Raw genomic sequence first — 15,482 nt, forward strand, 5'->3', positions numbered from 1 at the left:
TTATTATTTCTTTTTGGTAGTTGTTTTTTTTGCTGGTGCCTTCTTAGCTGCAGGCTTTTTTGCAGGTGTTTTTTTGGCAATCATTTCTTGAACTTCAGCTAAAGTCAATTTTGAAGCATCAACATCTTTACTCAATTCAATTTTGATTTTACCTTTAGTAATTTCGCTTCTTCCCCAACGTGCTTTTTGAACTAAAATCCCTTCAGCTTCCCAATTGTGGATTACTTTATCGATATTTTTTTGAAGTTTGTCTTCAATTAATTCTTCAATATCATTTTGAGATAAATTATCGAAATTATATTTTTTTGAAACATTAATAAATATTCCATTCCATTTAATAAATGGTCCGAATCTTCCTGTTCCTTTTTGAACACCTTCGCCTTTGTAAACTGCAATTGGAGCATCCGCTTGTGTTTTTTCATCAATTAAAACCTTAGCTCTTTCTAAATCTACATCAAGTGGTTCTTCACCTTTTGGAAGTGAAACAAATACTTTCCCAAAACGTACAAACGGTCCAAAACGTCCCAAACTTACTTCAACCTCTTCACCTTTATAAGTTCCTAATGCTTTTGGAAGCAAAAATAAATTCAATGCTTCTTCTAAAGTAATATTTCCGATATTTTGTTCTGGACGTAAACTTGCAAATTTTTTATCTTCATCATCGCTATCACCAATTTGAGCCATCGCACCAAATTTTCCTAAACGAACCAAAACCGTTTTACCTGATTCTGGATGCTTTCCTAAAATTCTTTCACCACTTTCTCTATCGGCATTGGCTTCGACATCTTTAACATTGGGATGAAATTTATCATAAAACTCCTGCATCATTTTGGTCCAATTGATATTTCCTTCTGCGATTTCGTCAAAATCTTGTTCGACTTTGGCAGTGAAATTGTAATCTAATATTTTTTCAAAGTTCTTAACCAAGAAGTCTGTTACAATATTTCCAATATCGGTTGGAACTAATTTTCCTTTATCTGAACCTGTATTTTCTTTTAGAATTACATCCGATACTTTTCCTGATTGTAATGTCAATTGTGTATATTTTCGTTCTTGACCTTCAAGAGTTCCTTTTTCTACATAGCTTCTGTTGATGATTGTAGAAATAGTTGGTGCATACGTTGACGGACGACCAATTCCTAATTCTTCCAATTTTTTAACTAAAGAAGCTTCTGTATAACGACTTGGCGGACGAGAATAACGTTCTGTAGCCGTGATATAATTATTACTCAATTTTTCATTGACTTTCATTGCTGGCAACATTCCTTCTTGCTCTTCTTCATCCTCATCATTTCCTTCAAGATATACTTTCAAGAAACCTTCAAATTTAATAACTTCTCCAGAAGCTGTAAAAACCTCTGAATGATTGTTTGCCTCAATTCTCACATTGGTTCTTTCCAATTCGGCATCACTCATTTGAGAAGCTAATGTTCTTTTCCAAATTAAATCATACAAACGCGCTTGCTCTCTATCGATATTTACTGTATGACGCGACATATCCGTTGGACGAATGGCTTCGTGAGCTTCTTGTGCTCCTTTACTTTTATTGGTAAACGTTCTCGGTTTTGAAAACTCTTTTCCGTAAGATTTTATGATTTCTGCCTGAGCTGCATCCATTGCTTCTTTGGAAAGATTAACCGAATCCGTTCTCATGTAAGTAATCAATCCAGCTTCATACAAACGTTGTGCTAATTGCATGGTAATTCCAACTGGAAGATATAATTTACGTGCTGCTTCTTGTTGTAAAGTTGAAGTTGTAAATGGTCCTGTTGGAGATTTTTTAGTAGGTTTTGTTTCCAAATCCCCTACTTTATAATTGGAACCGATGTTTTTGTTTAAAAAATCTTCGGCTTCTTTTTTAGTATTAAAATTCTTTGGAAGTTTAGCTTTAAAAGCTCTTCCTGCTTCGTTTACAAATTCTGCCACAACAGAATAACTTGCAACTGGTTTGAAATTTTGAATTTCTCTTTCGCGTTCTACAATTAATCTAACTGAAACTGATTGAACTCTTCCAGCAGATAATCCACCTTTAATTTTTCTCCATAAAACTGGCGATAATTCGTATCCTACTAATCTGTCTAAAACTCTTCGCGCTTGTTGAGCGTTTACTAGATTGTAATCAATTTCTCTAGGATTATCAATGGCTTTTAGAATGGCATTTTTGGTAATCTCATGAAAAACAATTCTTTTAGTTTTGTTTTTATCTAATTTTAATTCTTCTGATAAATGCCAAGAAATTGCTTCTCCTTCGCGGTCCTCATCGGAAGCTAACCAAACCATATCGGCATTTTTAGCTAAACCTCTAAGCTTTGTAACAAGTGCTTTTTTATCAGCTGAAACTTCGTACTTTGGCTTGAATCCGTTTTCGACATCTACTCCTATCTCTTTGGAAGGCAAGTCGGCAATATGACCATAACTTGATTCGACTTGATAATCGCTACCAAGAAATTTTTCGATGGTTTTTGCCTTTGCTGGTGACTCTACTATAACTAAATTCTTTGCCATTATGTATTTTGTTTGTTCGGCAAAAGTATATTTTTTTTTTAGATTTTTAGTTTTTGAAATCATTTTTAAAAATTGCAAGTATAAAAATGGAATGAATTTTAGCCCTGATTACCTCACAAAATGTTTGATTTTTAACGGAGTTCTGTGAATGTTTCACATTTGAAATGGAAATCCTTTTCATTTGTTGCCTGAAGCAAACTCGAAGGCAACAAATGAAAAGATTGCAATGAAATGCAGGAATATGGATTGCTGAAAAATCCCAAACCATTCGCTACTTAATAAAAGAATGTTAAACATTATCTGCCATCTTGTCAGATTTTGTAATTTAGTATTATCTTTGTAATCCGATTCAATCGAAGATTATTTTATGGAAAAAGAAATTGATGAAAAAGCACAAGGACAAAGTTTAGTTCTTGAGAATAAACCTGAAAACACAAAGAAACTTTATATTGAAAGTTATGGTTGCGCTATGAATTTTTCTGATAGTGAAATTGTTGCTTCAATCTTGACAAATGAAGGTTATAATACTACTCAAATATTGGAAGAAGCCGATTTGGTTTTGGTAAACACATGTTCTATCAGAGATAAAGCCGAACAAACTGTTAGAAAACGTTTAGAGAAGTACAATGCTGTAAAACGTGATATTAATCCAAAGATGAAAGTTGGTGTTTTGGGTTGTATGGCAGAACGATTGAAAGAACAATTTCTTGAACAAGAGAAAATTGTTGATATGGTTGTTGGTCCTGATGCTTACAAAGATTTACCAAATTTACTAGCCGAAATTGAAGATGGTCGCGATGCTATAAATGTAATTTTATCTAAAGAAGAGACTTATGGTGACATTTCGCCTGTGAGATTGAATTCTAATGGTGTTTCTGCATTTGTATCTATTACTCGTGGTTGCGATAATATGTGTACGTTTTGCGTTGTGCCTTTTACTCGTGGTCGCGAAAGAAGTCGTGAACCACAGAGTATTATGATGGAAATTCAGCAACTTTGGGACACTGGTTATAAAGAAATTACGCTTTTAGGTCAGAATGTGGACAGTTACGTTTGGTATGGTGGCGGATTGAAAAAAGATTTTGATAAAGCAACCGAAATGCAACAAGCTACAGCAGTCAAATTTGAACAATTGTTAGAAATGGTTGCTGTTGGTTTTCCTAAAATGCGCATTCGTTTTTCGACTTCCAATCCACAGGATATGCACGAAGAAGTGCTGCACATCATTGCAAAATATCCAAATATTTGTAAACATATCCATTTACCTGTTCAATCTGGAAGTAATAGAATATTGAAAGAAATGAATCGACTTCACACACGTGAAGAATATATGAGATTGATAGACAATATAAAATCAATAATTCCGAATGTCTGTATTACACAAGATATGATTGCTGGTTTTCCAACAGAAACAGAGCAAGATCATCAAGATACCTTATCATTAATGGACTATGTAAAATATAGTTTTGGATACATGTATTCGTATTCAGAACGCCCTGGAACTTTGGCTGGAAGAAAACTGGAAGACGATGTTGCTGAAGAAACTAAAGCAAGAAGATTACAAGAAATAGTTGATGCTCAAAGAACACACAGTGCTTTTAGAACGCAAGAGTTTTTAGGTCAAACGGTAGAAGTTTTGGTTGAAAAAACCTCTAAAAAATCGGAAAATGATTTGTCTGGAAGAAATTCACAAAGCATAACTGTTGTTTTTCCTAAAGAGCATTATAAAATAGGCGATTTCGTAAATGTAAAAATAACGAATTGCACAAGCGGAACTTTGATTGGTGAAGCCGTTGAGTATAGTGAAATGAATTAAAAAAGTTAGCCACAGATTATTCAGATATAAATCTGTTAATCTTTGGCGAAAAAAAAATATGGAAACAGTACAATCTATAAAACAGCGATTTGAAATTATTGGAAATGATCCAAAGCTAAATCGTGCAGTAGAAAAAGCTATTCAAGTTGCTCCAACTGATATTTCGGTGTTGGTCGTTGGAGAGAGTGGCGTTGGAAAAGAAAGTATTCCTAAAATAATACATTCGCTTTCACACAGAAAACATGGTAAATATATTGCTGTAAATTGTGGTGCCATCCCAGAAGGAACAATTGATAGTGAACTTTTTGGACATGAAAAAGGTTCGTTTACTGGTGCAACAGGAACGCGTGAAGGTTATTTTGAAGTTGCTGATGGCGGAACCATTTTCCTTGATGAAGTTGGTGAATTACCCTTAACCACTCAAGTTCGTTTGTTACGTGTATTAGAAAATGGCGAATTTATAAAAGTAGGTTCATCACAAGTTCAAAAAACCAATGTTAGAATTGTAGCTGCGACTAACGTAAACATGTTTGATGCCATCGAAAAAGGAAAATTTCGTGAAGATTTATATTATCGTTTGAGCACCGTTGAAATTGGACTTCCTCCATTGCGCGAACGAAAAGAGGATATTCATTTGTTGTTTAGAAAATTTGCTTCCGATTTTGCTCACAAATACAAAATGCCAGCCATAAAACTAGATGATGATGCTGTAAAATATTTACTAAATTATCGTTGGGGTGGAAATATTCGTCAGCTTCGAAATTCAGCTGAACAAATATCGGTTTTAGAAACCAAAAGAGAAATTTCTCTTCAAACATTAATATCTTATTTACCACAAGAGGGAAGTCAATTACCGAGTGTTATTGGTGGAAAAAAAGCTGAAAATGATTTTTCTACCGAAAGAGATATTTTGTACAAAGTGCTTTTTGATATGAAAAGTGATTTGAATGATTTGAAGAAATTGACTTTAGAATTGATGAAAAATGGTGCAAAAGTGCAAGACATCAATCCAAATTTGATTCAGAAAGTATATGGAAAATCTGATGAAGAAACATTTTTTGAAGATCAACGGCGAAATACAATAATTCCAAAAGCAGAAGAAGTTGAGCAAGAAGAATTTGAAGATGACGAAGATGACAACAACTATTTATTTGCAGAAACTGTTGAAGAAGAAGAAATTTTGAAATTGGAACAAAAAGAAATTGAGCTCATCAAAAAATCTTTAGAAAAAAACAAAGGAAAAAGAAAAGCAGCAGCTGATGAATTAGGGATTTCTGAACGAACATTATATCGAAAAATCAAACAATACGATTTGTAATTCATTATAAAAGGATTAACAATTATTGAAATAAAAAAATATATCTTTGGCTTTTTAAATTCTGATGAATAAACTAAAATACATAGCATTCCTTCTTGTTGCATTGACTTTAAATAGTTGTGGACCCTACAATTTCACTGGTACTGGGCCAATTGACGCAAAAACAGTTCAAGTAAACTATTTTCAGAATAATGCACCATTAATTGAGCCAGGAATTGAAAGAACTTTTACTATCAAATTACAAGAAATATTACAAAACCAAACAAACTTAAATCTAACCAATAATAGTGGCGATTTACTTTATGAAGGTGAAATAACACAATATAATATCACTCCAATGACAGCTACGGCTGATCAAAAAGCGGCTCAAAGTAGACTTTCTATTACAGTTAATGTTAGATTTGTAAATAAAAACAAAGAAGCTGATAATTTTGAAAAGACTTTTTCTTTTTTTGTTGATTTTGATGCCTCTGAAAACCCAACAGGTGCAAAATTGAATACATATTTAGATGAAATTTTCACTAGAATAACACAAGACATTTTTAATGAATCTCTTGCTAAATGGTAATAATAAAGTTAGTAGTTATAAATGTATATTCATTACTAAACTTGAAAACTGAAAAAATTGAACTTAACTGACTACACCTACTTAATCAATAAACCCGACGCCATAAATGAGCGACACAATATTGCTTTAGAAAAAATTATTGAGGAATTTCCTTATTTTCAAAGTGCTCGAGTTTTGCGATTAAAACACTTGTACAATCAAGACAGTTTTAAATATAATTATGCTTTAAAGGTAGCAGCAGCATTTACTACAGATAGATCTATTCTGTTTGATTTTATAACATCAGACAATTTTGTAACAGTTCAAAATGGTTTATATGACCAAAAAGTTGCCGAATTATTAAATATTGATGTAGTTGGCAGCGAAATTGTTGAATATTCAAGCACAGCTGAATCTGTAAACTCTTTAGAGCAATCTATATTATCATCTATTGCTAAAGCATCTCCTGAAGAGGAAAGTATTAAAGAAAAATTAGAAATTGGAAAACCTTTAGAGTTCACAAAAGAAGAAAAGCATTCGTTTCAAGAATGGTTACAACTTTCAAGATTGAAACCAATTGAAAGAAAAGAAACACCAACAGAAGCAGAAATTGTTAGGAAGAAAAAATTGGAAATGATAGATAAATTTATTGAATCAAATCCGAAAATACCACCTGTAAATAAAGAAAGTAATCCAGTAATATCAATATCTATTACTGAAGATAAATCCTATTTAATGACTGAAACTTTGGCAAAAGTTTACTTAGAACAAAAAAAATATCAGAAAGCAATTCAAGCTTATGAAATATTAATTTTGAAATATCCAGAAAAAAGTAGTTTCTTTGCAGACCGAATTTCGGATATTAAGAATTTACAACAAAACAATAATAGTTAAGCAATGAGCACATTTTCAATTTTTTTAGTATTAATAACAATCGTTTGTTTCTTATTAATCATAGTAATCATGGTACAAAACCCTAAAGGTGGTGGTTTATCTTCAGCTATTGGAGGTTCACAACAATTAGGTGGTGTACAAAAAACAACAGATTTTTTAGACAAAAGTACATGGGTATTAGCAGGATCATTAATCACATTAGTTTTATTATCTAGTTTAAGTTTCACAGGAACTTTAAGCGATAACAAAAGTTTAATTGAACCAGCCGCACCACAAACAGAAGCACCTAAAACTGACAAAGCAGAAACTCCAGCCGCTAGCACTACTACAACTCCTACAAAACCTGAAGCTACACCTACAACTCCAGTGAAAAAATAAGAAATATATTATCAAAAAAAATCCCGACTCGTTCAAAAACGAAGTCGGGATTTTTTTTGTATAAACTTTACTAAGTACTATTATTTACATTTTTTATATGATTAAATTGTCAAGATTAAACAACAATAAATCGTCATACAATCTGTCAACTTTCAGTACCTTCGCTGAAAAATTGTCAGTTTTTAATCAATGGCACAATTTCTGACTATAAAATAGCAATATTAAAATTTTAATTAATACAAAATATACGAATTATGGCATTAAACATTAAACCGCTTTCAGACCGCGTAATCGTGGAACCAGCTGCTGCCGAAACACAAACTGCTTCTGGAATTATAATTCCCGATACAGCCAAAGAAAAACCTCAAAAAGGAACTGTTGTTGCAGTTGGAAACGGAAAAAAAGACGAACCAATGACTGTAAAAGTTGGTGATACCGTTCTTTATGGAAAATACGCGGGAACCGATTTAAAACTTGATGGAAAAGATTATCTGATCATGAGAGAAGATGATATTCTTGCAATAATTTAAATGTAAGAGGTACGAAGTTAGAAATACAAAGTATTAAGTTTTTAAAAATAAAATAAAATGGCAAAAGATATAAAATTCGATATTGAAGCACGTGATGGTTTAAAACGTGGTGTTGATGCACTTGCAAATGCAGTAAAAGTAACGCTTGGACCTAAAGGAAGAAATGTAATAATTTCAAAATCATTTGGTGGACCAACAGTAACAAAAGATGGTGTTTCTGTAGCAAAAGAAGTTGAGTTAAAAGACCCTTTAGAAAATATGGGCGCTCAAATGGTTAAAGAAGTAGCTTCAAAAACTAACGATTTAGCTGGAGATGGAACTACAACTGCAACCGTTTTAGCACAAGCAATTGTAAAAGAAGGATTAAAAAACGTTGCTGCTGGAGCAAATCCAATGGATTTAAAACGTGGTATAGACAAGGCTGTTGAAGCTATTGTAAAAGATTTAGGAAAACAAGCACAAGAAGTTGGTTCTTGTTCTGAAAAAATAAAACAAGTTGCCTCTATTTCTGCTAATAATGATGAAGTTATTGGTGATTTAATCGCTACAGCTTTTGGAAAAGTTGGAAAAGAAGGTGTAATCACTGTTGAAGAAGCAAAAGGAACAGAAACTTATGTTGATGTTGTAGAAGGTATGCAATTTGACAGAGGCTATTTATCTCCATATTTTGTTACCAATCCAGAGAAAATGAATGTAGAATTAGAAAATCCTTACATTCTTTTATATGACAAAAAAGTGTCTTCTCTTAAAGAATTACTTCCTGTTTTAGAACCAGTTGCTCAATCTGGAAAACCATTATTGATTATTGCAGAAGATGTTGACGGAGAAGCTTTATCAACTTTGGTGGTAAATAAATTGCGTGGCGCATTAAAAATTGCTGCTGTAAAAGCACCAGGTTTTGGAGACAGAAGAAAAGCAATGCTAGAAGATATTGCAATTTTAACAGGTGGAACTGTAATTGCAGAAGAAAGTGGTTACACACTTGAAAATGCAACATTAGAAATGCTAGGAACAGCCGAAAAAATTGCAATTGATAAAGACAATACAACTATTGTAAATGGTGCGGGAAATGCTGATTTAATTAAAAACAGAGTCAACCAAATCAAAGGTCAAATGGAAACTACGACTTCTGATTATGATAAAGAAAAATTGCAAGAACGTTTGGCTAAATTAGCTGGTGGAGTTGCAGTTCTTTATGTTGGAGCTGCTTCTGAAGTTGAAATGAAAGAGAAAAAAGACAGAGTTGATGATGCTTTACACGCTACTCGTGCTGCTGTAGAAGAAGGTATTGTTGCTGGTGGAGGTGTTGCTTTATTAAGAGCAAAAGCATCTTTAGCATCAATTAAAGCTGACAATGCTGATGAAGCTACTGGAATTCAAATTGTTTTCCGTGCGGTTGAATCGCCATTGCGAACTATTGTTGAAAATGCTGGACTTGAAGGTTCTGTAGTAGTAGCAAAAGTTTCTGAAGGAAAAGGTGATTTTGGTTATAATGCAAAAACTGACGAATACGTAGACATGCTAAAAGCCGGAATTATTGATCCTAAAAAAGTAACTCGTGTAGCTCTTGAAAACGCTGCTTCTGTTGCTGGGATGATTCTTACTACTGAATGTGCATTAATCGACATCAAAGAAGAAAACGCAGGTGGTGGAATGCCAATGGGTGGCGGAATGCCAGGAATGATGTAATTCATAAGTAAGAAGTACAAAATACGAAGTACGAAGTAATAAAAATAAAAAATCCGTCTTGTTGAAGAACTTGACGGATTTTTTTATTTAATAAATTTAATTTCTCTTTTTCAAAAACTTCATTAAGACCGGAATTGTTGTCACTAAAACTATCCCAATAACAATATATTCAATGTAATGTTTTAAATCAATATTAAACTGTGATAAGAACAATTCATACAAATAATGACCTGCAAAAATCATAGTAAACGACCAAAGAATTGAACCCAAAACATTGTAAAACATAAATTTCTTCTTTTCCATTTCTACAATTCCAGCAACTACAGGGGCAAAAGTTCTTACAACTGGTAAAAATCTTGCAAAGACAATCGCTTTTGTTCCATATTTATCAAAAAAATCTTTTGATTGAAACAAATATTTTTTCTTAAAAAAGAAACTGTCTTCTCTTTTAAACAAATAACTTCCACTTTTCTTTCCAAACCAATAACCTACCATGTTTCCTAAAATTCCCATTACTGAAACCAAAGCTGCTAAAAAAGAAACATCCAGAAAATCACTTCCAGTTGATAGTTCTTTCATCAACAACTGACTGTAAATTCCACATAAAAAAAGTAAACTATCACCTGGTAAAAAGAACCCTGCTAATAATCCGGTTTCGGCAAATACAATAAATAAAACAACGTAAAGTCCAATTTTTATTCCACCAAATTCTAATAGAATATAAAATTCTGGGTTAAGAAGTTGTTTCCAATCGAAATCATTCATAAAATGTGATAAATAAGTTAGTTTAGTTTGAGCACGTGAAAGTAACGATTATTTATTTAAGAGGCAATCTTATTCGCTTTTTTGACTTAAATATAACATAATCATCATTCTTTATACATTCTAAAAAATACAAAATAAAAACTCTCTAATTTCTTAGAAAATTTTTATAATCTATTTTCTTTCATAATGGCAACAACTATGAAGATTTTCATAATCCTCAATAGTAGCTTTTACTTCATCTGTATCATGTCCAACCTTTGCAATGGCTTTTTTAATATCTAAAACTGAACATTTCTCTTCGTTGATTATTAAATGTAAAATGTTATCATCTAAATGATATTCGGCACTTTTAACTCCTTTCACCGAAAACGCAGCTTTTTCAATTCTTTTTTTACATAAATCACAATTACCTCCAACTTCAATTTCGTATTTGGCATTTTTATTTTTTTTGTCTTGAGCTTGTGTTGAAAGTGTTACAAATAGCAATATCATTCCAATTAATATGTTCTTCATAATTTAATATTTTTATAATTATTTTATTTTAAATCTTAATCCTGCATAATACATTTGTCCAAAAATTGGAGCATAAACTATAGATGTGTCAAAATGCGTTCCAAAAGGATTATGCTCACCTAATATTGCATTTTGTTGTCGATAATTCCCAATATTTTCACCTCCAATATAAACTTCAAAAACACTAGAAAATGTTCGTGTAATTTGTGTATTCATAACAGAAAATGATGGTGAAAACTCTGGCAATCTATCATTAACTGGATTTGTTGACGTTGCTGGTAATTGTTGTTTCCCTAACCAGTTCCATGTAAAATCAAACTTCCATTGCTTTCCTTTTTCCTGAATGTGCGTTTCATATTCTAAATTGCCAAAAAACCTATGCTTTGCCTGAAGTGGCCTTTGAAAACTACCTGATAAATAATCGGTTGAAATATCATAATATTTGTAAGCTGTTCTTAAATTAAAGTGCTTAATGATTTCATAATTAAAATCTATTTGCAAACTATTAGCATAAGAAGCACCTTTTAAATTGTAGAATAATACTTGTTGCGGACTTTGCATCACGTCAACTATAGCTTGATTTTGAAAATCAGTTCTGTAAAAATCTAAAGTAATGTCGGCACTTTTACCAAATAACGTGAAATTTTGAGTAAAACTTATTCCGTAATTCCATGCTATTTCAGGATTTAACCCATAGACTCTTCCATTTGAATCTAAAACAGAAAAAACTCTTGAACTTCCAAAAAGCTGTTGATTTTCAGCATAAATATTTGCTGCACGTTTACCTCTTCCAGCAGAAAATCTAAAAACCGATTTTTCCCATGGATTATATCTTACGTGTAATCTAGGCGTAAAAAAAGCACCTAACCTATTGTGGTAATCAAATCGTCCTCCTAAGATGTAACTGAACTTATTGTTGTTATCAAAAGTATATTCGAAGAAAGCACCAACTGAATTATCAATTCTACTTAAATCAGATAAATTTACAAATTCAGAATACTTATCATATGTAAAATTCAAACCTGTTGCAAACTTGTGCATGGTATTATCTATTATCGAATTAAAAATTAAATTAGAATAGTAACTTTGCTGCTTGATATTGTATTGATTTAATCCGAAATAAGATTGTTGATTGTGATTGCTAAACGCATTTTGAAAACCAATACTTTGATACGGCATATCTTTAAAAACATAGCCAATTTTTGAAGTGAAATCAAAACGTTCTGTATTAATTTCTGAACCCCAATAATTGGTTGTCAATTTATCTCTCTTTGGATTGAAATCTAAATCGCCAGTCTGTTTTTCATCTTTCATAAATTTGAAATTAATAAATGAAACCCAACCAGTCTCTGGATTTGTATATTGCCAACGATTTACCAAATTAATCTGCCTTCCTAATGGATTATCTAAGAAATGGTCATGATTCATATCGTTTTTGGCAACCCTTGCATTTCCATGAATGTAGAAACTTGTAGCCCATTTATCAGTAATCTTTCTGTTGAAATGAGTATTCAATTCGAATCTAGAATCTGTTGAACCATAAGCATTAAGATAAAAAGGAATATCTTTCATTGGCTTAATAAGCTCTGTATTAATTTGACCCGAAATACTTTCATAACCATTTACAACACTTCCAGAGCCTTTTGTAATTTGAATACTTTCAACCCAAGTTCCTGGCGTAAATGACAAGCCATAAGCCTGTGAAGCACCTCTAACTGAAGGAATGTTTTCCTCTGTAATCATAAGATAGGGTGAGGTTAAACCCAACATTTTTATCTGTTTGGTTCCTGTCAAAGCATCTGAAAAATTTACATCAATTGATGGATTGGTTTCAAAACTTTCTGCTAAATTACAACAAGCTGCTTTAAGCAACTCTTTACTTGTAACTACCGAAGTATTGGCTGTTTTTGTAAATGATTTTTTTATTCCTTTTTGCTTGATATCAATTTTTACTTCATCTAATTTTTCTTGTGAAAATATAGCCGTAAAAACAAACAACATTAGCAATAATGTTATTTTTTTCATTGTTTAAAATTTAATCGTTATTCACATAAAATTTGATTTCTTATAACAAATAAGAAACCTAATGAATTTAGATTAAATCAAGCGTAAAAAGTGTATTGACAATAAAGTTGATACAATGGTGGTGCATTTGAATCACAATAATAAGTAAGGTATTGAGATTCTATACTTCTCTCTACTGAGTCAAAATAAATTTGTTTGAAAGATGTTGTATAAAAAAACATATCAAAATCAAAAGAAATTGATTTGAAAGCAAATTTTTCAGAGTTGTCTTTAAGATTTACTTCTTTATCTGAACAACACTTTTTATGGGTTACTTCTTTTTTTGCACAGCAAGATTTTTCCTTTTTTACAGGCATCTCGCAAACTTCCTCATCAGAAAAAACAGAAGAGATTGCCGCTATTTTCTCACCACAATAATGCACATTGAAAGCCAATCCTGAATTAGAAATCAATACGAAGAAGGCTAAAAGTAACGCTATGTTCTTCTTTATTTGCATGGTGCAAAGTTAATCAATAGTAGATAATTATCTGTAAAAGTTTGTTAAAAGTTTATAATTCAAAAGTTTGAAAAAAATCAAGGCAAATTCTGTTTCATTTTTTTTTGATAATAAAAAGCTGGAATAAAGAGCATTATAAAAATAGGTTGAATAATAAATCTTCTGATGTAAAAAAGATTCATTTTGTTAGTTTCCCCAAATTTTAATAGAACAAAAAAGAAACTCACCATTAAAATGATTCCCAAAATAGAATATAGAAAAATGGAGAACTTAATAATTCTAGCATCATTAAAAATCAATCGAAGTAATCCCAAGGAAATAATGGAGTTTAAATAAAATCTAAATCCTAAACTAAAAAATAATTTTATGGCATCTATTTTAGGCAATGGTAGATTATTATAATTCAATTTAAAATAATCTAAAAATGGATCATAAAAAATTATGTCTTCAAATGCCCTAATGGCAATCAGAAGAATTATCAAAAACAAAACAGCTGAAAACTTCAACTTATTTTTTAATAGATATTGTAGCATAAGAAGAATATTTATTAACCCAAATAACCCAAAGTAAAAAAACAATTCCGTAGATAAATAGCGGAAAGACAACACCATGCAGAATATGCTCATACTTCGGAAAGTGAAATATTGCCATACAAAGCAATGCAATTCGCAACACATTAAAAAAGTGAATTATTATAGTTCCAATTAATATAAAGGTCAATGTTTGCTTAAATTTTCCAGTAAATGCAATTACAAAACTTATAAATAGAATCATTACACTCACAGCATTACAGCCTTCAATAATTCTTGCAACCCATTTATCATGATAAAAAAGTTTTACACTTGATTCTTTCAAATTGGGAATAGTGTATGAATTATCATCAAAAATTGAAAGCATTTTTTGAGATTGATTGGCTACAATTTGTGTAAACCCATCAACTTCAAAGCTTTTCTCATCAAATTGATTTAAATAACTTTGATACAATAGCGTCAATACAAAATAAGAAAGTAAAAACTTGGCTAAAAAAACTAAAAATGGTTTAAACTGAACTATGTAATCTTTCAAAATATTATTTTTAACAAATTTTAGGTAAAAGTAAGAAATTGCAATGATTACTTTTGCAAAAAAAATAGAATATGAAATTTGATGAATTAAAAATAGAAGTGATTAGCATTCTGTCAAGTGAAAATGCTGATAGAGATGAAAAACTTAAAAGTCTTTGCCAATTTTTATCTGATAATGTTGATTACTATAATTGGGTTGGATTTTATTTTGCCAATCACGAAAACAAAACTTTACATCTTGGCCCATATGTCGGTGCTGAAACAGATCATACTCTTATTCCATTTGGAAAAGGAATTTGTGGTCAAGTAGCTGAATCTAATGCAAATTTTGTTGTTCCAGATGTTGCTGCTCAAGATAATTATATTGCTTGTAGTTTTACTGTTAAGTCTGAAATTGTAGTTCCGTTATTTGTAAACGGAATCAATATTGGACAAATAGACATTGACAGTCATGTAATTGACCCATTTACAGAAAAAGACGAACGCTTTTTAGAATTTGTAAATCAAGAAGTTGCAAAATTATTCTAATCAATACTTTTTTATTTGCCCAATCAAAAAAGAAGATTATCTTTGCACACGAATTAGGAAAATCCTTTTTCATACATAATAATCATTTAATATAATATTGGAATGTATTTAACTAAAGAAACAAAAGCTGAAATCTTCGCTAAACACGGAGGAAAAGCTGAAAACACAGGTTCTACAGAAGGTCAAGTAGCACTTTTCACTTTTAGAATCTCTCACTTAACTGAGCACTTGAAAAAAAATCGTCATGATTATAATACTGAGCGTTCGCTAGTTCTTTTAGTAGGTAAAAGAAGATCTCTTCTTGACTACTTGAAAAAGAAAGATGTTGTAAAATATCGTGAGTTAATTAAAGAATTAGGAATTAGAAAATAATTTCAAATAAGAGGTGCTTTTGCGCCTCTTTTTTTTGGCTT

16 protein-coding genes are annotated in these 15,482 nt (G+C 31.4%); 9 read left to right on the forward strand and 7 right to left on the reverse strand.

The window, feature by feature from the left end; genetic code table 11:
• Positions 1 to 3: 3 nt before the first annotated feature.
• Entirely contained in the window at positions 4 to 2,505 is a 2,502-nt protein-coding gene (gene topA / locus ABD771_RS07210; RefSeq protein ID WP_345092764.1) for a type I DNA topoisomerase, read from the reverse strand.
• Positions 2,506 to 2,872: 367 nt separating this feature from the next.
• On the opposite strand from topA, the gene miaB reads away from it, so the two are divergent.
• From miaB to groL, 7 genes are all read left to right on the forward strand, one after another.
• Positions 2,873 to 4,321, forward strand: coding sequence for a tRNA (N6-isopentenyl adenosine(37)-C2)-methylthiotransferase MiaB (miaB, locus tag ABD771_RS07215; protein WP_345092767.1), 1,449 nt, complete (start codon positions 2,873 to 2,875; stop codon positions 4,319 to 4,321).
• Positions 4,322 to 4,379: 58 nt separating this feature from the next.
• A complete protein-coding gene (locus tag ABD771_RS07220; protein ID WP_345092771.1) occupies positions 4,380 to 5,639 on the forward strand; it encodes a sigma-54 interaction domain-containing protein in 1,260 nt (419 codons plus the stop codon).
• Positions 5,640 to 5,703: 64 nt separating this feature from the next.
• Entirely contained in the window at positions 5,704 to 6,207 is a 504-nt protein-coding gene (locus tag ABD771_RS07225) for an LptE family protein (protein ID WP_345092774.1), read from the forward strand.
• A gap of 57 nt (positions 6,208 to 6,264) precedes the next feature.
• Entirely contained in the window at positions 6,265 to 7,080 is an 816-nt protein-coding gene (locus ABD771_RS07230; protein WP_345092777.1) for a tetratricopeptide repeat protein, read from the forward strand.
• Positions 7,081 to 7,083: 3 nt separating this feature from the next.
• Entirely contained in the window at positions 7,084 to 7,458 is a 375-nt protein-coding gene (gene secG / locus ABD771_RS07235) for a preprotein translocase subunit SecG (RefSeq protein ID WP_345092780.1), read from the forward strand.
• Between the two features lie 254 nt (positions 7,459 to 7,712).
• Positions 7,713 to 7,988: a co-chaperone GroES gene (locus ABD771_RS07240; RefSeq protein WP_344815414.1), complete on the forward strand. Its 276-nt coding sequence runs from the start codon at positions 7,713 to 7,715 to the stop codon at positions 7,986 to 7,988.
• Positions 7,989 to 8,045: 57 nt separating this feature from the next.
• Entirely contained in the window at positions 8,046 to 9,677 is a 1,632-nt protein-coding gene (gene groL, locus ABD771_RS07245; RefSeq protein WP_345092784.1) for a chaperonin GroEL, read from the forward strand.
• A 96-nt stretch (positions 9,678 to 9,773) separates the two neighbouring features.
• Here groL and ABD771_RS07250 read toward each other — a convergent pair whose 3' ends face one another.
• The 6 genes from ABD771_RS07250 to xrtF all read right to left on the reverse strand — a co-directional run bounded on the left by ABD771_RS07250 (position 9,774) and on the right by xrtF (position 14,542).
• Entirely contained in the window at positions 9,774 to 10,442 is a 669-nt protein-coding gene (locus ABD771_RS07250) for a DedA family protein (RefSeq protein ID WP_345092787.1), read from the reverse strand.
• A 171-nt stretch (positions 10,443 to 10,613) separates the two neighbouring features.
• The gene (locus ABD771_RS07255) at positions 10,614 to 10,955 is read right to left on the reverse strand and encodes a heavy-metal-associated domain-containing protein (protein WP_345092790.1); all 342 of its coding nucleotides are present in this window, start codon (positions 10,953 to 10,955) and stop codon (positions 10,614 to 10,616) included.
• Between the two features lie 18 nt (positions 10,956 to 10,973).
• Positions 10,974 to 12,980: a TonB-dependent receptor plug domain-containing protein gene (locus ABD771_RS07260; protein WP_345092794.1), complete on the reverse strand. Its 2,007-nt coding sequence runs from the start codon at positions 12,978 to 12,980 to the stop codon at positions 10,974 to 10,976.
• A gap of 77 nt (positions 12,981 to 13,057) precedes the next feature.
• On the reverse strand, positions 13,058 to 13,477 hold the full coding sequence (locus ABD771_RS07265; protein WP_345092798.1) for an HYC_CC_PP family protein: 420 nt from the start codon (positions 13,475 to 13,477) through the stop codon (positions 13,058 to 13,060).
• Between the two features lie 77 nt (positions 13,478 to 13,554).
• Positions 13,555 to 14,010, reverse strand: coding sequence for an exosortase F system-associated membrane protein (locus ABD771_RS07270; RefSeq protein WP_425556456.1), 456 nt, complete (start codon positions 14,008 to 14,010; stop codon positions 13,555 to 13,557).
• Positions 13,985 to 14,542 (reverse strand): exosortase family protein XrtF, encoded by a 558-nt coding sequence (gene xrtF / locus ABD771_RS07275; protein ID WP_345092804.1) that lies wholly within the window; start codon positions 14,540 to 14,542, stop codon positions 13,985 to 13,987. The genes ABD771_RS07270 and xrtF overlap by 26 nt, the downstream gene beginning before the upstream one ends.
• Positions 14,543 to 14,613: 71 nt before the next feature.
• Between xrtF and ABD771_RS07280 the strand changes: the two genes are divergently transcribed.
• A complete protein-coding gene (locus tag ABD771_RS07280) occupies positions 14,614 to 15,069 on the forward strand; it encodes a GAF domain-containing protein (RefSeq protein ID WP_345092807.1) in 456 nt (151 codons plus the stop codon).
• 102 nt (positions 15,070 to 15,171) lie between these two features.
• Positions 15,172 to 15,441, forward strand: coding sequence for a 30S ribosomal protein S15 (gene rpsO, locus ABD771_RS07285; protein WP_345092811.1), 270 nt, complete (start codon positions 15,172 to 15,174; stop codon positions 15,439 to 15,441).
• The last annotated feature ends 41 nt before the right edge of the window (positions 15,442 to 15,482 follow it).

The sequence above is a fragment of the Flavobacterium chungnamense genome (genome assembly GCF_039539165.1).
GTDB classification, from domain to species: domain Bacteria; phylum Bacteroidota; class Bacteroidia; order Flavobacteriales; family Flavobacteriaceae; genus Flavobacterium; species Flavobacterium chungnamense.

Excerpts from the sequence above, each read along its gene's own strand:
- topA (WP_345092764.1), bottom strand. The coding sequence starts at position 2,505 with ATGGCAAAGAATTTAGTTATAGTAGAGTCACCAGCAAAGGCAAAAACC.
- miaB (WP_345092767.1), top strand. The coding sequence starts at position 2,873 with ATGGAAAAAGAAATTGATGAAAAAGCACAAGGACAAAGTTTAGTTCTT.
- ABD771_RS07220 (WP_345092771.1), top strand. The coding sequence starts at position 4,380 with ATGGAAACAGTACAATCTATAAAACAGCGATTTGAAATTATTGGAAAT.
- ABD771_RS07225 (WP_345092774.1), top strand. The coding sequence starts at position 5,704 with ATGAATAAACTAAAATACATAGCATTCCTTCTTGTTGCATTGACTTTA.
- secG (WP_345092780.1), top strand. The coding sequence starts at position 7,084 with ATGAGCACATTTTCAATTTTTTTAGTATTAATAACAATCGTTTGTTTC.
- ABD771_RS07240 (WP_344815414.1), top strand. The coding sequence starts at position 7,713 with ATGGCATTAAACATTAAACCGCTTTCAGACCGCGTAATCGTGGAACCA.
- groL (WP_345092784.1), top strand. The coding sequence starts at position 8,046 with ATGGCAAAAGATATAAAATTCGATATTGAAGCACGTGATGGTTTAAAA.
- ABD771_RS07250 (WP_345092787.1), bottom strand. The coding sequence starts at position 10,442 with ATGAATGATTTCGATTGGAAACAACTTCTTAACCCAGAATTTTATATT.
- ABD771_RS07255 (WP_345092790.1), bottom strand. The coding sequence starts at position 10,955 with ATGAAGAACATATTAATTGGAATGATATTGCTATTTGTAACACTTTCA.
- ABD771_RS07260 (WP_345092794.1), bottom strand. The coding sequence starts at position 12,980 with ATGAAAAAAATAACATTATTGCTAATGTTGTTTGTTTTTACGGCTATA.
- ABD771_RS07265 (WP_345092798.1), bottom strand. The coding sequence starts at position 13,477 with ATGCAAATAAAGAAGAACATAGCGTTACTTTTAGCCTTCTTCGTATTG.
- ABD771_RS07270 (WP_425556456.1), bottom strand. The coding sequence starts at position 14,010 with ATGCTACAATATCTATTAAAAAATAAGTTGAAGTTTTCAGCTGTTTTG.
- ABD771_RS07280 (WP_345092807.1), top strand. The coding sequence starts at position 14,614 with ATGAAATTTGATGAATTAAAAATAGAAGTGATTAGCATTCTGTCAAGT.
- rpsO (WP_345092811.1), top strand. The coding sequence starts at position 15,172 with ATGTATTTAACTAAAGAAACAAAAGCTGAAATCTTCGCTAAACACGGA.